Source organism: Cognatishimia activa (genome assembly GCF_026016445.1).
Taxonomy (GTDB): domain Bacteria; phylum Pseudomonadota; class Alphaproteobacteria; order Rhodobacterales; family Rhodobacteraceae; genus Cognatishimia; species Cognatishimia activa_B.
In genome coordinates, this window is sequence record NZ_CP096147.1 from 603,503 (window position 1) to 620,983 (window position 17,481).

Below are 17,481 nucleotides of genomic sequence, written 5' to 3' on the forward strand. Positions count from 1 at the left end.
TGCCCGCCTGCCGCAATCGGGCCTAAAGCGTTGCTGCCCGTTTACGGAGCTCAAATTTCTGCACTTTGCCGGTCGCGGTCTTGGGCAAAGCCTCAAACACCACACGCTTCGGGGTTTTAAAACCAGCAAGCCGTTCTCTTGCAAACGCCACCAGCGCTTCAGCATCCTCTGCAGCGCCATCTTTCAATTCCACAAAGGCACAGGGAACTTCGCCCCATTTCTCATGTGGCATCGCAACAACGGAAGCCAGCGACACGTCCGGGTGCGCCATGAGCGTGTTCTCAACCTCCACCGAACTGATATTCTCACCACCAGAAATAATGATGTCTTTCGCTCGGTCAGCGATTTGTATGTAGCTGTCAGGATGCTGGATCGCGATATCTCCAGAATTAAAGTAGCCACCTTTAAAGGCCTCTGCAGTGGCTTCCGGGTTCTTGAGATATCCTTTCATGACTGTATTGCCGCGAAGAGCGATCTCGCCCTGGGCTGTTCCGTCCCGCGCGATTTTGGTGTGTGTGCTGTCTCGGACAACAACAGGTTCCATCATCGGCATCGCCACCCCCTGGCGGGCCTTGATGGCGGCTGCCTCATCTTCGCTGCAGTCAGACCAACGATCAGCCTGCCAGAGGCAGCCCGTCACATGGCCATAAGTTTCTGTCAGCCCATAGACATGGGTGACATTAAATCCGAGGTCTGCCACTTTGGCCAATGTAGCCGGGGCCGGGGGCGCTCCGGCTGTGAATACCTGAACTTCGTGGTCAAAATCACGACGCTCCTCCATCGAGGAATTAACCAATGTATTCAGAACGATAGGGGCTCCACCAAAATGTGTCACCCCTTCGTCCGCAATGGCATCAAAGACATTGCTTGCAGTCACGTCTCGACAGCAAACCAAAGTTCCGCCGACAATCGGTAGCATCCAGGAGTGGTTCCAGCCGTTGCAGTGGAAGAGCGGGACAATCGTCAGATAAACCGGTGTTTGGCCCATGTGCCAGCTGACCAGTGTGCCCATGGTCATCAGATATGCGCCGCGATGGTGATAGACCACACCTTTAAGGCGCCCAGTGGTGCCAGAGGTGTAGTTCAAGGCAAGGCTTTCCCACTCGTCTTCGGGCCAGATCCATTGGAACTCTGGATCAGCAGACTTTAGCAGGTCCTCGTATTCTGGATATTTCCCAGACGCAGCGATGCCAGCATTCGGGTCTGCGACTTCAACAATCTGGGGCGCTTCTCCTTCCATCACGTCAATTGCGGCTTCCGCAAGCGGGATCAGGGCGCTGTCTACCAGTACGACTTTGGCTTCGCCGTGATCAAAAATGTAAGCAACTGTCGACACATCAAGACGTATATTGATGGTGTTGATCACAGCTGCACAGGCTGGAACCCCGAAATGCGCTTCGACCTGTGCCGGGACATTGGGAAGCAGCGTGGCGACCACGTCTCCTGGGCCAACACCCAATTTCACCAGCGCAGAGGCAAGGCGCGTGATACGGTCTGCATAGCCTTCGTAGGTCTCTCGGTGTTTGCCGTAGGAAACCGCCAGACGATCGGGATAGACTTCTGCTGCACGTTTTAAGTGCGATAACGGCGTAAGTGGCACATAGTTTGCGGCGTTCTTATCAAGCCCGGTTTCATCTTTCATCCAGCCCATAGCCATGTCCTCCCCACATGTCAGATGTTACTAAACCCTAGCGAGGCAATGTCTTTTGGGAAACCCGTAGGAACCCGTCCGTAGATTTACGTAACGTGCTGGCGTAGGGTGAGCGCATGATTTTGTCGCGCGGACGTCGTTATATCTTTGTGCACATCCCCAAAACCGGAGGCACATCCTTGGCATTGGCCCTAGAGGACCGTGCCATGAAGGACGACATTATGCTCGGCGACACGCCAAAGGCTGCGAAACGGCGGCGGCGCGTCAAAGGTGTTTTGGCCAATGGACGGCTTTGGAAACACTCTGGGCTGTCCGACATCGAAGGCCTGGCAACCCGCGAAGAAATCGAGACGTTTTTTAGCTTTACACTCGTGCGCAATCCCTGGGATCGTTTTGTGAGTTATTATCACTGGCTGCGGGATCAGGGATTTGAGCACACCGCCGTTCGTTTATCTAAGGCGCTGACATTCAAGGAGTTTCTGTCCCATCCGCACACGCAGACCTCCCTCGAAGGATCACCCTATGTGCGTTACATGACGGATATGCGTGGGGTGGAGCAGGGAAAGCTCTATATCCGGCTGGAACACTTTGCGACTGACGCGCAGCCGCTGTTTGAGCATTTGGGATTTGAGTTGGACCTGCCGCAGGTCAATCAATCAGATCGGGACAACGACTATCGCAGCTACTATGACGAAGAAGATGCCGCCCTATTGGGCGACATCTGCCGGGTCGATATTGACCGGTTTGGCTATCGTTTCGACTAGTACGACTAGTTCGATCAGGCCGCTTTAGCTGGGGCGAAACGTTCATAGAAAGTTTCGGTGTTCTCGGCCATGTCGCGAAGAAGTTTCGGGCAGGCAAAGCGTGCGCCAAATTTCTCTTCAAGCGCATCACATTGCTCGGCAGCCCATGCCGCACCAACGATATCCAGCCAAGCAAACGGGCCACCGGACCACGGGGCAAAGCCCCAGCCTAGGATCGCGCCAACGTCGCCTTCGCGAATGTCTTCCAACACACCTTCTTCCAGTGCGCGGACCGCTTCCAGTACCTGCGCGAACATCAGACGGTTTTGTACTTCGCTGACGTCAGGTTGATCCTCAAGACGGTCGTACTGCGCGCCGATGCCAGACCAATATCCCTGACGTTTGCCTTTCTCGTCATAGTCATAGAAGCCTGCTTTGACTTTGCGCCCAAGACGCCCTTCAGCTTCCATAAAGAAGATCACGTCATCAACCGCACTATCCGGGTAGTCCTCACCCATGGCGGCCTTTGTGGCACGGGCGATTTTTGCCCCCAGATCAACAGAGGTTTCATCGACCAATTGGATCGGACCCACCGGGAAGCCCAGCAGCTGAGCGGAGTTATCGATCAGGGCAGCGGCCACGCCTTCGCCAATCATGCGCAGGCCTTCGTTGATGTAAGGGATGATGCAGCGGTTGGCGTAGAAGAAGCGCGCGTCATTGACTACAATCGGCGTCTTCTTGATCTGACGAACGTAATCAAGCGCTTTCGCAACGGCTTTGTCGCCAGTTTCCTTGCCTTTGATGATCTCAACCAGCAGCATTTTCTCAACCGGTGAGAAGAAGTGGATGCCAATGAACTGATCCGCGCGGCTTGAGGCTTTGGCAAGTTCGGTGATAGGCAAGGTCGAGGTGTTGGAGGCAAAGATCGCATCCTTCGGGATCACGGCCTCGACCTTTTGGGTCATTTCCGCCTTCACCTTCGGATCTTCAAACACCGCTTCGATGATCAGATCGACATCTTTGAGCGCGTCTAGGTCTGTGGTTGCATTGATACGCGAGAGCATTGCTTCCTTATGCTCAGGTGTCGCCTTTTTTCGCGCAATGCCTTTGTCGGCAAAGGCTTCGGTGTAAGCCTTACCACGATTCGCCGCATCTTGGTTCTGGTCGATCAGAACCACATCGATTCCTGCTTTGGCAGAAACCAAAGCAATACCCGCACCCATCATGCCCGCGCCCAGAACACCAACTTTTTTGACCTTCTGATCGTCAACGGCTGGGCGGTTTGCGCCCTTTTCCAAAGCTTCTTTATTGATGAAGAGGCTGCGGATCATGGCGCCAGAGCTTGGGTTCATCAAGACATTGGTGAACCAGCGCGCTTCGACTTTCAGGGCCGTGTCAAATGGCACCAATGCGCCCTCATAAACAGCACTCAGCAAAGCTTTGGCCGCTGGGAAAGCACCCCAGGTCTTGCCATGCACCATAGCCGAGGCACCGACATAGGTCATGAAACCAGCCGGGTGGTAGGGTGTGCCACCGGGCATTTTGTAGCCCTTTTCATCCCAAGGTTTGACGAACTTAGGTTCCGACAAAATCCATTCGCGTGCCGCCGCCATCGGGTCATCGCTGACCTCATCAATGAGACCAGCCGCTTTGGCTTTCTTGGGATCACTCAGCTTGCCCTCCAGCAAGAAGGGAGCGGCCGCCATGGCACCCATCTTGCGCACCAGACGCGTGGTTCCACCCGCACCCGGAAAGATACCGACCATGATTTCCGGCAAGCCAATCTTGGCCTTTGGGTTATCCGCTGCAAAAATCCGGTGTGTTGCCAATGGGATTTCCATGCCGATGCCGAGACCAGTGCCTGGCATCACACAGGCCACTGGTTTGCCGCCTTTATTGGTCTTCGGGTCCATGCCAGCGCGTTCAATTTTGCGCAGAATACGATGCATCTCCATGATCCCATCAAACAGACCCTTGGCAGGGTTGTCGCCGGCCATCTCCTTCATCTTTGCGATGATATTGAGGTCCATTCCGCCCGCGAAACTGCCCTCCTTGCCAGAGGTGATGATAATGCCTTTGACATTTTCATCCACCAGCGCCTCGTCGGTGAATTTGTCGAGCAGTTCCAATGCTTCAAGGTTCAGCACGTTCATGCTCTTGCCTTGAGTGTCCCAGACCAGCGTCGCGATGCCTTCGGCATCAATATTCATTGTAAAATCAGTCATGTGTCGTCTCCCGGATAGGGGCTGCCGTCTTTACGGGTGAAGGCATAACCGCCTTCATCAATGGTCACTTTCATGTCGAGATCGCTGTACCACCCGACCTCTGTCGGCGTGCGCGCACCGACAGCGAGAAAGCGCACTTCGCCGCTCGATTTGTTTACGATGGTATGGCCGTTGGCATCACCCGCAGGGAAGGCGGCGCATTCGCCAGCTGACAGCTCTGTTTCGCCATGGTCATCCAGTAGAGTTGCCGTGCCGGAAATCACCATGACGAACTCGTCTTGGTTTTCATGCCAGTGCCGCAGGCTAGATTTCGCGCCGGGTTCCAAAATGGTGATATTGGCTCCGAATTGGGTCAAGCCAGCCGCATCGCTGAACCGCAGGCTGGATCGCCCCTCCATCTCTTTATGATGAATCTCAGGGTAGATGGTGCCGGATCGTGGCTTGATATTATCAAGATCAATCTTCGGCATCAGACACGCTCGATAATGGTTGCGGCGCCCATGCCAGAGCCGATGCAAAGCGTGGCTAGGCCGGTTTCCTTGTCAGAACGCTCAAGTTCGTCCAGCAGCGTGCCAAGGATCATCGCGCCCGTCGCGCCAAGAGGGTGGCCCATTGCGATAGAGCCACCATTCACGTTGACCTTGTCGGGATCAGCTTCAAAGGCCTGCATGAAGCGCATCACGACGGAGGCAAACGCTTCGTTGACTTCAAAGAGGTCAATGTCACCGATCTCCATCCCGCTTTCGCGCAGGATTTTCTGCGTAACTGGAACCGGACCGGTCAGCATGATCGTCGGATCCGTGCCGATTTTGGCTGTGGATTTGATGCGCGCGCGGGGCGTCAGGCCCATGCGTTCGCCGTATTCCTTATTGCCGATCAGAACCGCCGCAGAGCCGTCCACGATGCCTGAAGAGTTCCCCGCATGGTGAATGTGCTCGATCTTTTCCAGATGCGGGTATTTCATCAGCGCGATCTTGTCGAAACCGGGCATGAATTCACCCATGTCTTTGAAAGACGGTTTCAATGCGCCAAGAGACTGCATGTCGGTTTCAGGCCGCATATATTCATCATGTGCGAGGATCGGCAGGCCGTTGATGTCTTCGATAGGAATGATGGATTTTTCAAAATGCCCGGCATCCCAGGCAGCCTTAGCCCGACGCTGGCTTTCGACGGCCAATGCATCTGCCTGATCACGTGTGAAGCCGTATTCAGTCGCGATGATGTCGGCGGAAATGCCTTGCGGCACAAAGTAGTTATCAATCGCGATGGAAGGATCGACGGCAATGGCACCGCCGTCCATGCCCATCGGCACGCGGCTCATGCATTCTACGCCACCTGCGATATAGGCGTCGCCGCCGCCACCACGCACTTGGTTTGCCGCCATGTTCACAGCTTCGAGCCCAGAGGCGCAAAAACGGTTGATGGATACGCCTGGGATGCTTTCATCCAAGTCGGATGCCAACACGGCGGTTCGTGCCAAGCAGGCCCCTTGTTCGCCAACCTGAGTGACATTGCCCCAAATCACATCCTCGACCGCATGGCCCTCCAGATTGTTACGAGATTTCAACGCATTCAGCACCGCGGCACTGAGCTTTGGAGCGCTGACTTCATGCAAAGAGCCATCTTTTCGGCCTTTACCGCGCACGGACCGCACGGCGTCATAGATATAGGCGTCTGTCATGTTGGTCTCCTTAAAGGCCGCGGTCGCTTGGGTGACCGGGCATCAGATCGTATGGGTGTTTCCAACCGGGAGTGGCTTCAATGTTTGAAAGCCAGCGGTCAATGTTTGGCCAGTCTTTGCGGTCAAAACCGAAAGGTTCTGGGTAAAAGAGGTAGCCGCAGCAGGAGATGTCAGCGTTGGTAAGACCATCGCCAACCATCCAATCGCGACCCTCCAGATGACCATCCAGCACCTTGTAGGCGGCTTTCAAGCGGCCCTGCAGGAAGGCAATGGCCTCTTTGGGACGTTTGTCCTCTGGCAGGAAGTTCATGAGGAAACGGGTCGCGCCGTTCTGGGAAGAAAGCTTATGGTTGTCCCATAGAACCCAGCGCAGGATTTCATAGCGCTCTGCGGCGTCTTTGCCGCCAAATTTCCCAGACTTGTCCGAGATGTACTGCTGGATCACGCCGGACTGTGAAAGCTTTATATCGCCATCCACCAGAACCGGGACTTCTCCCATCTCATTCACATTGCTCAAATACTCTTCACTGCGGGCTTCGCCTTTGAAGAAGTCAACATAGACAGCTTCCCAAGGTAGGCCGGAAAGTTCCAGCGCGAGTGCGGCTTTGTAAGCGTTGCCGCTTTCACCGAAGCAGTAGAGTTTTAAGGTCATTAGGTGCTCCCAAAATCCAATTGCGTGCCGGAGGTTCTTCCTCCAGTTCTAAATCAGCGCTTTCGCGCTTCGAGTTCCAGATTGAACCGGCGCAGGCGATGCGCCAGTCCTTCTTGGTCTGTAACGGCGTCGAAGTTTTCGAAGAGAAATGACAGCGCTTCACCTTCGTCCAAACCGGCCTCTTGTGAAAACCGTTTCAGGCGCCGATAGGCATCTTCGGTCAGTGCAATTGGCATGCGGCGGGTTAGGCGAAAGCGTTTTGGCATGGTTTTTCCTTAGAAAGCTTCGGCATCCAGCGCCATAACGGTGTCTGCACCGCTTTCAATGCGAGCGAGGTGCATGGCCGTGGCTGGCAGGCGGCGTGCCATATAGTAACGCGCTGTCGCCAACTTGGTCTCGTGGAACGCCACGTCGGCGGTGTCGGCAGCGATTGCATCCAAAGATGCGCGCGCCATACGGCCCCACATCAGGCCCAGACAGACATGACCAAAGAGGTGCATGAAATCATAAGATCCGGCCAAGGCATGGTTCGGATTCTTCATGCCGTTTTGCATGAAATACATACCGGCGGCTTGAAGATGTTTGCTTGCGGTTTTTAATGGCTCAATGAAGTCTGCCATGGCTTCGTCTTCGCCATGTTCTTTGCAGAAGCTTTTCACCAGGTCAAAGAAGGCCATGACGTGCTTACCGCCATCTTGCGCCAGTTTACGCCCCACCAGATCCAACGCCTGCACGCCGTTTGCGCCTTCATAGATCATGGTGATGCGTGCATCGCGGGTGAACTGGCTCATACCATGTTCTTCGATGTAGCCGTGACCGCCATAGACCTGCTGAGCCTGTACCGTCATGTCGTAGCCCTGATCGGTCAGGAAACCTTTGATGACAGGGGTGAGCAGGGATACAAGGCCATCGGCGTCTTTGTCACCTGAGCGGTGGGCTTCATCAATCAGTTGAGCACCCCAAAGCAGGAAGGCTCGGCCACCTTCGATGAAGCTCTTTTGATCCATAAGCGCGCGGCGAATGTCCGGGTGCACAATCAATGGATCAGCTGGGCCATCCGGATTTTTGGCACCCGTCACATCGCGGCCCTGCAGGCGATCTTTTGCATAGGCCACTGCGTTCTGGTAGGCACCTTCGGCTTGTGAGAGACCCTGCATCCCCACGCCAAGTCGCGCTTCGTTCATCATGGTGAACATGGCGCGCATGCCTTTATGTTCCTCACCTAAAAGGTAGCCCGTTGCTTCGTCGTAGTTCATCACACAGGTTGAGTTGCCGTGGATGCCCATCTTCTTTTCGATATTGCCAACAGAGACACCATTGCGTGCGCCGAGTGAGCCATCTTCATTGACTATGAACTTTGGCACAATAAAGAGCGACACGCCTTTGATGCCTTCGGGCCCACCTGGGATTTTCGCCAGCACGAGGTGGATGATGTTATCCGCCATGTCGTGCTCGCCAGCTGAGATGAAGATCTTCTGGCCGGAAATTTTGTAGCTGCCATCATCCTGCGGTTCCGCTTTGGTGCGCATGAGGCCCAGATCGGTGCCGCAGTGCGGCTCTGTCAGGTTCATGGTGCCGGTCCATTCGCAGCTGACCATATTTGGCAGATAGGTCGCCTTCTGCTCATCCGTGCCATGTGCCAAAATCGCGGATGCCGCGCCGTGGGTCAGGCCCTGATACATGGTGAAGGCCTGGTTTGCGGCAGAGAACATCTCGCCGACAGCTGTACCAAGCACCACGGGCATGTTTTGGCCGCCGAACTCCTCGGGCATATCAAGCCCCGTCCAACCGCCTTCTTTGACCTGCTCAAAGGCTTCTTTGAAACCCGATGGTGTATAGACCACACCGTTTTCCAAACGACAGCCTTCCTGATCACCAACCACGTTCAAAGGGGCCACGACTTCGCTGTTCAGTCGTCCGGCTTCTTCCAGTATGGCATTGGTGAAGTCACGATCCAGATCAGCATAGCCAGGCGTATCGCTTTCGCTGACTTTCAGAACATCGTGCAACAGAAACTGCATGTCTTTGGTTGGCGCGGTGTAGGTTGGCATATTTGTCTCCGGGGCCTGTTATTCGGCCGCTTTTTTGGGCTGGTTCAGAGAGGCGATCATTTTTTCCCCCCACTTCATTTGTTCTTTGAGATCGGCAATGGCTTCATCAAGCTCTTCGCGCTGACGTTCCATATCGGCCAGCCGTTCCCTTGCGATGTCATAGGTGCGGCTGAGCTGCGTGAGCTGCTGATCGCCCATGTCATAAAGATTCAAAAGCTGGCGGATCTCTTCCAGTGAGAAGCCAAAACGCTTGCCGCGAAGGATGAGTTTTAGCCGGGCGCGGTCGCGGCGCGTAAACAGGCGTTTTTGACCTTCACGTACCGGGAACAAAAGTTCTTTGGCCTCATAAAACCGCAAGGTTCGTGGGGTGACACCAAAAGCGTCACACATCTCGCGGATCGTCATAAAGTCTTCAGTCATCGGTTTCCCCTCACATCAGCCCGGTGGTGATCTCCTCAAATCGGCCAGGCATCCCAAACCCCATTGGGAGCTTGTTCCTTTACGTTTACGTAAGAATACTATTACGTCAATTCTAGCTTTACGTAAACTTCCTTCACGTAAAGTGTGGTGAATTGGTGAATTTCCGCCGCGTTATGGGCTGTTTCGGATATTTTATTGTTTTAAAACAATGTATTAAAAAAATCGCGCAGCGGGGCTACACGATTTCGTGACGTTACGGATTTTCGAAGTTTAACCGCTGAATGGCTGGCTATTTCAAAGAATTGGCTGTCTCAGCGCGCAGATCTTCAAGTTCTTCGATTGCTTCTGCGAGCTGGTCGCGCTGCTCATATAGGCTTTTGAGTTGCTCGTCCGCCATCTCTACAAATGCAGCCATTTGCGCCTCGCTGCCTTCTTTTTCATAGATCAAAAGCCACTGACGCAGCTGTTCGAGTTTCAGCCCAAACCGGCGACCACGCATGATCAGAGTCATTCGGGCGACTTCTCTTGGACCGTAAAAGCGAGATCGGCCTTCGCGCTCTGGGGCAAGCAGTTCGATATATTCGTAGTAACGCAAAGTCCTTGGCGTCACCTCGAATTTCGCGCACATTTCTTTAAATGTCAGACGCTGCGTGGTCATAACAAGTTCTCCCTTGCGGCAAACTTATGCGCAGTGTTCAAAGAGAGCAACCGGTCAGGCGCGATGACGTCGCTACGTCCTTGTGATTGATCGAAGATAACGTGAAAGGATCAGGCGATGAGCGTCGATCAAAGCAAGATTGCTCAGCAGTTTATCGAGGCCATTCCTCACGCCAAAGCGCTTGGAATGGAAGTGACTGAGGTTGGTGAAGGCATTGCGCAGCTTGAAATGGACTATGACAAGCGGTTCATTGGCGATCCTGACACTGGGGTTATCTCCGGAGGTGCAGTCTCAGCATTGATGGATACCTGTTCCGGGGCTGCTGTTCTCAGCCACCCAGACGTCACCGGGGCAACAGCGACCATCGACTTGCGCATCGACTACATGCGGGCCGCTAATCCGGGTCAGCGCATCATTGCGCGAGCAGAAGTTTATCATCTCACCCGGACAGTCGCTTTTGTGCGCGCCAAGTCTTACGACAATGATCGTGAAAATCCTGTTGCCACCGCGACAGGTGCTTTCACAGCGGAGAAAAAGGCATGAGCAGACCGCGTCCAGAACCCGTCCAAGTCGTAAAGCAACGCCGAGATGCTGCATTAAATGCTCTGGTCGCAAGTATCCCTTACTGTGAGTTCCTAGGGGTTCACTTTGAGCGGCGCGGAGATGAGCTGACCGGGATCATGAAGTTTCAGGAAACCAATATCGGGAACCCGCTGCTGCCAGCATTGCATGGGGGGGCGACGGCGGCGTTTCTTGAAATCACTTCGGTGATTGGATTGCGCTGGGCAACGCTTTGGGAGGATATGGAAAGCGGGGTGCTCTCGCTGGATGAGCTCGAAAAGGGCAGCCTTCCACGTTTGCCCAAAACCATCGATTTCACCGTGGACTACCTGCGTTCAGGATTGCCACGAGATGCCTATGCACGTGCGCGGGTCAATCGGTCGGGGCGTCGCTATGCGTCTGTGCATGTCGAAGCTTGGCAGGATCGCCGCGAGAAGCTTTTTGCGCAGGCGACTGGTCATTTCCTGATGCCGGCTCCCGTGGGCGATTGACCAGATGACAACACAAGCCGCTCGGCAGCCAGAGGTCACACACCGCCGTATTCTTAAGATCGCATTGCCAGTGGTCCTGTCCAACGCGACCGTCCCGATTTTGGGTGCCGTCGATGTCGGCGTTGTCGGTCAGCTAGGTGAAGCTGCGCCAATTGGTGCAGTGGCGATGGGTGCGATTATTCTGTCTTCGATCTACTGGATTTTTGGTTTCCTGCGCATGGGAACAGCCGGTCTGGTTGGCCAAGCGGCGGGTGCCGAGGATAGTGCCGAAGTCTCGGCTATTCTCACTCGCGCAATGATGATCGCAGGGGCAGGGGGCTTGCTGCTGATCCTGCTGCAGATACCAATATTCGCAGCGGCCTTTATGTTGTCGCCTGCCTCACCTGAGGTCGAGAGCCTTGCGCGGGATTACCTGCAGATCCGTATTTGGACAGCACCTGCTGCGATTGCGGTTTATGCCGCCACAGGATGGCTCGTCGCGATGGAGCGCACAACGGGTGTGTTTTGGGTCCAGTTCGTGATGAACGGGATCAATATCCTGTTGGATCTATGGTTTGTTTTGGGCCTCGGCTGGGGTGTCGAGGGCGTAGCCATAGCGACGGTCATTGCAGAATTGACTGGCGCCGCCCTGGGTCTGTGGCTTTGTCGAGATGCCTTTGATCATGTGGAGTGGCGCAATTGGGCGCGTGTCTTTGATCGTGCCAAGCTTATTCGCATGGGGCTGCTGAATGTGGATATTCTCATCCGTTCAGCTCTCCTTATGGCGATATTCTCAAGCTTTGTTTTTCTTGGTGCAGGCTTTGGCGATGTAACATTGGCGGCAAACGAAGTCCTGATCCAGTTCACCTACATTGTGGCCTATGCCATGGACGGCTTCGCCTTTGCAGCCGAAGCGCTGATTGCGCGTGCAATCGGGCAGGGCAATGTGAGACGATTGCGAAAATCCGCCCTGATGTGTTCCTTCTGGGGCGCTGTCACCTGCACCAGCATGGCGCTATTCTTCGCCTTCGGTGGGCCCTGGCTGATTGACGTGATGGCCAAGTCGGCAGACGTGCAGGCCGATGCGCGTATCTATTTGATCTGGATGGTTGCAGCGCCAATCGTTGGCTGCGCAGCGTGGATGTTAGACGGTATTTTTATTGGCGCAACTCGCGGGAGTGATATGCGCAATATGATGATCGTCAGCGCCATCATCTATGTGATCGCGGTGCTGGTTTTGATCCCAGTCTTTGACAATCATGGCCTCTGGGCTGCTTTGCTGATTTCCTTCGCGGTGCGCGGAGCTACACTTGGCTCGCGCTACCCAGCTTTGGAGCGTTCCGTGAACGCTTAAAGGATATCCAATACGCTTTCTGGTGGGCGTCCCAGACGCGCTTTGCCATTGGCAATTACCACAGGGCGTTCAATCAGTTTTGGCACTTCGACCATGGCTGCGATCAACATATCTTCATCGCTGTCCTTGCTCAGACCACGCTCTTTAAACTCCGCTTCGCTTTTACGCATCAGATCTATTGCCGGAATGCTGAGAAGTTTGAGAACCTCGCGGATTTCGGCCTCAGTCGGCGCATCCTCAAGGTATTTGCGGATTGTCACCGGGCCTTTTTCTTCAACCAAAGCAAGGGTTTGGCGGGATTTCGAACAGCGTGGGTTGTGCCAGATCTCAGTCATAGCCAGTCCTCTCGTTTGGTGCCAATGGCCTCTGAAACACTGCTAAAGCCATCGCGGGCAAGCAATTCATCCAAGCCGCGCACAATGTCCTCGACCATCGAAAGGCCGCCATAAACCAATGCGGTGTAAAGCTGCACCACAGAAGCGCCTGCGCAGATTTTCGTATAGGCCTGTTCTGCATTCGAGATGCCACCAACGCCTACCAGCGGCAGCTTGCCTTCGGTCAGTCTGGAAAGCTGCGCCAACACGCGTGTCGATTTCTCAAACAACGGCGCGCCTGAGAGGCCGCCTTTTTCATCTCGGTGCTCTGACAGCAACCCGTCGCGGTCCAACGTGGTGTTGGTGGCGATGATGGCATCCAAACCGCTTTCCACGGCCACCTCGGCGATCTCGGCCAGTTCCGCTTCGGTCAGATCCGGGGCGATCTTCAGGAACACAGGGATTTTACGGTCCAGACCCGCGCGAGCTTCCATCACACCAGCGAGCAAGGCGGAGAGAGCCGCTTTGCCTTGCAAGTCACGCAGTTTTTCGGTGTTCGGTGAGCTGACATTCACTGTTGCGAAATCCAAATGCGCGCCGCAATGCGCTAGCACCTTGGCAAAGTCGGCGGCGCGATCCTCAGAGTCTTTGTTGGCTCCAAGGTTCAGACCGATCACAGCATCTCGTGGACGCTGTGCAAGACGGGAGGCAATGGCTTCCATGCCTTCGTTGTTAAACCCAAAGCGGTTGATGGCCGCGCGGTCCTCAGTCAAACGGAAAAGGCGTGGTTTCGGGTTGCCGGGCTGTGGCCGCGGTGTCGCTGCACCAACCTCGAAGAACCCAAAGCCTGCGCGCGAAAGACCCAAAAGCGCTGTCGCGTTTTTGTCGAAACCTGCTGCGAGCCCCACCGGGTTGGGCAGCTCGATCCCTGCAAAAGTCGTGCGCAGGCGAGGGGAGGTTAAAAGTCCCGGATTGGCTGCAGCACCAAGTTGCAGCGCTTTGATCGCCAAACCATGAGAATTCTCTGGATCAATCTTGTGTAAGATCGGCATGCCGATTTTTTCAAGGAAGTTCATACGCCAGCCTCCTTCGGGAATTCGTGGACACCATCCACCAGCGGCAGCGGTTTCGCCCACAGCACTTCATCAAGGCGCATTTCGCGATATAGATGCGGGAATTTATCGCCACCGCGTGAGACTTCCCACTTCAGCGCCTCGCCTAGATCATTGGCCTCCAATGCCAGCAGCCAAAGCCCATCGAGACCCGCAAAGTGCTTGGCGGCTGTCTCTGCAGCCTGCGTAGCCGTGGAAAAATGCACGAAGCCATCGGCCAGATCAATTGGGGCGCCCATTGTGGTGCCTTCTGCCTGCAACTGGGCCCATTCATCGGCCCGAAATATCTTGAAAATCAGCATGAGGCTCAAATGCCCGTCGAATGTGCAATGGTCAAGCATTTGCGCGCTGTCATGATCCTGTTACCGCCACAACCGTAGGTTCCGCGACAAGAGTTTTGACTCATGGGTCAAAATTGTGTCCAAATCACTCCGATAACAATTAAGGGGAGTTCCGATGTTCATGCGTTTTCTAACCAGTGCGGCCGCGCTTGCTGTCACAGCTGGCATGGCGTCTGCCGAATATAAGCTGACCATCCTACATACAAACGACATCCACAGCCGGATTGAGTCGATCAACAAATATGATTCTACCTGTAACGCCGAAGGCGAAGCAGAGGGCAAATGCTTTGGTGGCGTTGCGCGTATCAAAACGCTGATCGATGCCAAGCGCCAAGAGCTGGCCGGTCAGAACTTCTTGGTTCTGGACGCGGGCGATCCATTCCAAGGGTCTTTGTTCTACACCACCTACAAGGGTGAAGCGGAAGCCGAGTTCATGGAGCAGATCGGCTATGACGTCATGGCCGTTGGCAACCATGAATTTGACGATGGTCCAGCAGGCCTTGAAAAGTTTGTAGATACGGTTTCCTTCCCGGTGATCTCTGGCAACCTGGATCTGACCTCAGAACCAATGCTGAAAGGCAAAGTGAAGAATCACGTCGTGCTGGAAGTTGGCGGTGAAAAGATCGGCATCATCTCAGCGTTGGCGGTGGATACGGTCGACACATCTTCTCCGGGTGACAACGTTGTTTTCCAAGATGAGATCGACAGTCTGAAAGCAGATGTCGCTGCGCTGGAAGCAGAAGGTGTGAGCAAGATCATCGCGTTAAACCACGTCGGTCTGGCAAAAGACCTCGACATTGCAGCCAACGTTCCAGGTCTTGATCTGGTGGTCGGTGGGCACTCTCACACTTTGCTGTCCAACACATCTGACCGCGCGGCGGGGCCATACCCGACTATGGTTGGCGACGTGCCTGTGGTTCAGGCTTATGCCTATTCAAAATATGTTGGTGAGATCACTCTGACCTTTGATGATGCGGGTAACGTAACATCTGCGATGGGTGAACCAATCCTACTCGATGCATCTGTCGAACCGAATGCGGCCATGTCGGCACGTGTTTCTGAGATGGGCGCTCCCATCGAAGAGATGAAAAAACGTGTCGTAGCGGATGCAGCTGACGTGATCAATGGCGATCGCAATGTCTGCCGTCTGCAGGAATGCGGCATGGGCAACCTTGTAGCGGACGCTATGCTTGACCGTGTCGCGGATCAGGGCATCACAATCGCGATCCAGAACTCTGGTGGTCTGCGTGCCTCTATTGATGCGGGCGAAGTCACCATGGGTGAGGTTCTGACGGTTCTGCCATTCCAGAACACTCTGTCGACTTTCCAGGTGTCTGGTCAGACCGTGATCGATGCGCTTGAAAATGGTGTGAGCCAAATCGAAGAAGTGAAGGGCCGCTTCCCTCAGGTGGCTGGCCTGAAGTTCACCTTTGATGGGTCTGTCGCGCCGAACGAAGGCCGCATCCAAGAGGTGATGGTCATGAAAGACGGCGCTTGGGTTCCGATTGATCCAGCGGCAACCTATGGTCTGGTGTCCAACAACTACGTGCGTAATGGTGGTGACGGTTACAAAATGTTCCGCGATGCTGAAAACGCTTATGACTTTGGCCCTGACCTGGCAGATGTGACCGCAGAATACATTGCTAAAAACGCGCCATACACTGCTTACACAGACGGTCGTATTACTCAAAAGTAGGCCTTAAAATAGCACATGAGGGCGCGGGTTACCGCGCCCTTTTTTGTTCAGCGATCCCAAGTTTTGGGGCGCATACGTTCCATCTCCGGCGTGATCGGGATGAATTCTTTGTCATCACCAATAGGCAATGAAAACGGCCCCTGTGACCAATCCTGAGATTTCCAACTTTCTTTTGCGAGATCAATCTTCTCCGGCGATGAAGACACAAAGTTCCACCACATGTACCGCGGTCCATTTAATGTGGCGCCCCCAAGCGCAAGCAGGCGCGCGCCCGTCGGCCCGGCTTTCACAGCCATTTTATCACCTGGCTTGAAAATCATCATTTGTCCCGCTTGATAAATTTGCCCGGCCACTTCGATGCTGCCAGTTGTCACGTAGATTCCACGATCTTCATGGTCATCCGGCAAGGGAAACCAAGCGCCGGGTTGAAGCGTTACATCAACGTAAAATATGTCTGATTGCATCGTTACAGGGGATGTTTCGCCATATCCGGTCCCCAGTATCAGGCGCGCAGAGGCACCATTGTCCTGGAGGAATGGAAGTGCTTCTTTGCTGTGGTGCTCAAAATCAGGATTGGTGTCTTCTTTGTCTTCAGGCAAAGCAACCCAGGTCTGAATACCAAACATGGAATGCGCTGTTTTGCGCGTCTCTTCTGAAGTGCGCTCAGAGTGGGTGACGCCTTTACCTGCCAGCATCCAATTGACTTCGCCCGGATAGATCATCTGCCGTGTGCCGAGGCTGTCGCGGTGTTCGAACTCTCCTTCATAAAGATAAGTCACCGTGCCAAGGCCAATGTGCGGATGTGGGCGAACATCAATGCCGTTTTCGTTGATAAATTCAGCTGGTCCCATTTGATCAAAGAATATGAAAGGTCCAACCATCTGGCGTTGCGGGGCCGGTAGGGCACGGCGTACTTCAAAGCCGCCAAGGTCGCGACTGCGTGGAACAATCATTGTTTCAATATCGTCCACCGAAGCGGCGTAGGTCGGGTGTAGAGGGTTCCAACTCATGTTCAGCTCCTTGATGTTGATATCTTTGTTGCAACAAAAGTAGGAGCTGTGACTCAAAAGGCCATCCTCTGAATCTGCACGATATTTGCGCATGATCGCACATCGCAGGGTGGTCCGTGCAATTTAGAAGGGTGAACTACGGCGATTTTTGCATTAGAAATCCTTATGGACCACCCGCTGATCGATCTCATCAACCAGAAAATCGCCGAGGCTGAAGCCGACGGCGAATTTGAAAATCTGACGGGGCAAGGAAAGCCTCTACCCAAAGTGGATGATCCGGAAAACGCTCTGATCAACCGCTTGATAAAGGAAAGTGGTGGCGTTCCAGAGTTTGTATCGCTCAGCCGTGAACTTCAGAAACTGCGCGAAGAGTTGCGCGAAACTGGGGACCGCACGCGTCGGCAGGACATTCTGAAAGAGATGTCGATGATGGAAGCGCGGATAGAAATCGCTCGGAAAGCCCATCGCTGACATCCTGATTATCAAATGAAGCCGTTAGGTGCATCAGGAGGTGCATAAGCGCAATTTGACTTGGCGAGGCT

General features: G+C 54.3%; 19 protein-coding genes. 6 read left to right on the forward strand and 13 right to left on the reverse strand.

The features are described 5' to 3' along the window. Window positions 1–22: 22 nt before the first annotated feature. Entirely contained in the window at window positions 23–1,651 is a 1,629-nt protein-coding gene (locus M0D42_RS02940; protein WP_265020114.1) for an AMP-binding protein, read from the reverse strand. Between the two features lie 116 nt (window positions 1,652–1,767). Here M0D42_RS02940 and M0D42_RS02945 point away from each other — a divergent pair, with 116 nt between their 5' ends. After that, the gene (locus M0D42_RS02945; protein ID WP_265020115.1) at window positions 1,768–2,415 is read left to right on the forward strand and encodes a sulfotransferase family protein; all 648 of its coding nucleotides are present in this window, start codon (window positions 1,768–1,770) and stop codon (window positions 2,413–2,415) included. 14 nt (window positions 2,416–2,429) lie between these two features. On the opposite strand, the gene M0D42_RS02950 is transcribed toward M0D42_RS02945, so the two are convergent. The 8 genes from M0D42_RS02950 to M0D42_RS02985 all read right to left on the reverse strand — a co-directional run bounded on the left by M0D42_RS02950 (window position 2,430) and on the right by M0D42_RS02985 (window position 10,081). After that, complete coding sequence (locus tag M0D42_RS02950) at window positions 2,430–4,619, reverse strand: 3-hydroxyacyl-CoA dehydrogenase NAD-binding domain-containing protein (RefSeq protein ID WP_265020116.1); 2,190 nt, start codon at window positions 4,617–4,619, stop codon at window positions 2,430–2,432. Then, complete coding sequence (locus M0D42_RS02955; RefSeq protein WP_265020117.1) at window positions 4,616–5,089, reverse strand: cupin domain-containing protein; 474 nt, start codon at window positions 5,087–5,089, stop codon at window positions 4,616–4,618. Before M0D42_RS02955 ends, M0D42_RS02950 begins: the two co-directional genes overlap by 4 nt. Next, window positions 5,089–6,300 carry an acetyl-CoA C-acetyltransferase gene (locus M0D42_RS02960; protein WP_265020118.1) on the reverse strand — a complete coding sequence of 404 codons (1,212 nt, stop codon included), beginning with the start codon at window positions 6,298–6,300 and terminating at the stop codon, window positions 5,089–5,091. Before M0D42_RS02960 ends, M0D42_RS02955 begins: the two co-directional genes overlap by 1 nt. A 10-nt stretch (window positions 6,301–6,310) precedes the next feature. Beyond that, window positions 6,311–6,952, reverse strand: coding sequence for a glutathione S-transferase family protein (locus M0D42_RS02965; protein WP_265020119.1), 642 nt, complete (start codon window positions 6,950–6,952; stop codon window positions 6,311–6,313). A 53-nt stretch (window positions 6,953–7,005) separates the two neighbouring features. Continuing rightward, window positions 7,006–7,218: a hypothetical protein gene (locus M0D42_RS02970; protein ID WP_265020120.1), complete on the reverse strand. Its 213-nt coding sequence runs from the start codon at window positions 7,216–7,218 to the stop codon at window positions 7,006–7,008. A gap of 9 nt (window positions 7,219–7,227) precedes the next feature. Next, the gene (locus tag M0D42_RS02975; RefSeq protein WP_265020121.1) at window positions 7,228–9,003 is read right to left on the reverse strand and encodes an acyl-CoA dehydrogenase C-terminal domain-containing protein; all 1,776 of its coding nucleotides are present in this window, start codon (window positions 9,001–9,003) and stop codon (window positions 7,228–7,230) included. 18 nt (window positions 9,004–9,021) lie between these two features. Then, window positions 9,022–9,423 carry a MerR family transcriptional regulator gene (locus M0D42_RS02980; RefSeq protein WP_265020122.1) on the reverse strand — a complete coding sequence of 134 codons (402 nt, stop codon included), beginning with the start codon at window positions 9,421–9,423 and terminating at the stop codon, window positions 9,022–9,024. Between the two features lie 289 nt (window positions 9,424–9,712). Beyond that, window positions 9,713–10,081 (reverse strand): MerR family transcriptional regulator, encoded by a 369-nt coding sequence (locus tag M0D42_RS02985; RefSeq protein ID WP_265020123.1) that lies wholly within the window; start codon window positions 10,079–10,081, stop codon window positions 9,713–9,715. Window positions 10,082–10,198: 117 nt separating this feature from the next. On the opposite strand from M0D42_RS02985, the gene M0D42_RS02990 reads away from it, so the two are divergent. Genes M0D42_RS02990 through M0D42_RS03000 form a run of 3 tightly spaced genes read left to right on the forward strand, consistent with a single transcriptional unit; the run spans window position 10,199 to window position 12,466 of the window. Further along, a complete protein-coding gene (locus tag M0D42_RS02990; protein ID WP_265020124.1) occupies window positions 10,199–10,624 on the forward strand; it encodes a PaaI family thioesterase in 426 nt (141 codons plus the stop codon). Next, entirely contained in the window at window positions 10,621–11,133 is a 513-nt protein-coding gene (locus tag M0D42_RS02995) for a PaaI family thioesterase (protein ID WP_265020125.1), read from the forward strand. The genes M0D42_RS02990 and M0D42_RS02995 overlap by 4 nt, the downstream gene beginning before the upstream one ends. 4 nt (window positions 11,134–11,137) lie before the next feature. Continuing rightward, window positions 11,138–12,466, forward strand: coding sequence for an MATE family efflux transporter (locus M0D42_RS03000; RefSeq protein ID WP_265020126.1), 1,329 nt, complete (start codon window positions 11,138–11,140; stop codon window positions 12,464–12,466). Here M0D42_RS03000 and arsC read toward each other — a convergent pair. Genes arsC through M0D42_RS03015 form a run of 3 tightly spaced genes read right to left on the reverse strand, consistent with a single transcriptional unit; the run spans window position 12,463 to window position 14,194 of the window. Next, the gene (gene arsC / locus M0D42_RS03005; protein ID WP_265020127.1) at window positions 12,463–12,801 is read right to left on the reverse strand and encodes an arsenate reductase (glutaredoxin); all 339 of its coding nucleotides are present in this window, start codon (window positions 12,799–12,801) and stop codon (window positions 12,463–12,465) included. The genes M0D42_RS03000 and arsC overlap by 4 nt on opposite strands. Then, the gene (locus M0D42_RS03010; RefSeq protein WP_265020128.1) at window positions 12,798–13,856 is read right to left on the reverse strand and encodes a quinone-dependent dihydroorotate dehydrogenase; all 1,059 of its coding nucleotides are present in this window, start codon (window positions 13,854–13,856) and stop codon (window positions 12,798–12,800) included. The genes arsC and M0D42_RS03010 overlap by 4 nt, the downstream gene beginning before the upstream one ends. Beyond that, complete coding sequence (locus tag M0D42_RS03015; protein ID WP_265021086.1) at window positions 13,853–14,194, reverse strand: DUF952 domain-containing protein; 342 nt, start codon at window positions 14,192–14,194, stop codon at window positions 13,853–13,855. Before M0D42_RS03015 ends, M0D42_RS03010 begins: the two co-directional genes overlap by 4 nt. Before the next feature lie 154 nt (window positions 14,195–14,348). On the opposite strand from M0D42_RS03015, the gene M0D42_RS03020 reads away from it, so the two are divergent. Then, a complete protein-coding gene (locus tag M0D42_RS03020) occupies window positions 14,349–15,929 on the forward strand; it encodes a bifunctional metallophosphatase/5'-nucleotidase (RefSeq protein WP_265020129.1) in 1,581 nt (526 codons plus the stop codon). Between the two features lie 47 nt (window positions 15,930–15,976). On the opposite strand, the gene M0D42_RS03025 is transcribed toward M0D42_RS03020, so the two are convergent. After that, entirely contained in the window at window positions 15,977–16,939 is a 963-nt protein-coding gene (locus M0D42_RS03025; RefSeq protein WP_265020130.1) for a pirin family protein, read from the reverse strand. Window positions 16,940–17,104: 165 nt separating this feature from the next. Here M0D42_RS03025 and M0D42_RS03030 point away from each other — a divergent pair, with 165 nt between their 5' ends. Next, the gene (locus M0D42_RS03030) at window positions 17,105–17,410 is read left to right on the forward strand and encodes a DUF1992 domain-containing protein (protein WP_265020131.1); all 306 of its coding nucleotides are present in this window, start codon (window positions 17,105–17,107) and stop codon (window positions 17,408–17,410) included. Window positions 17,411–17,481 lie beyond the last annotated feature (71 nt).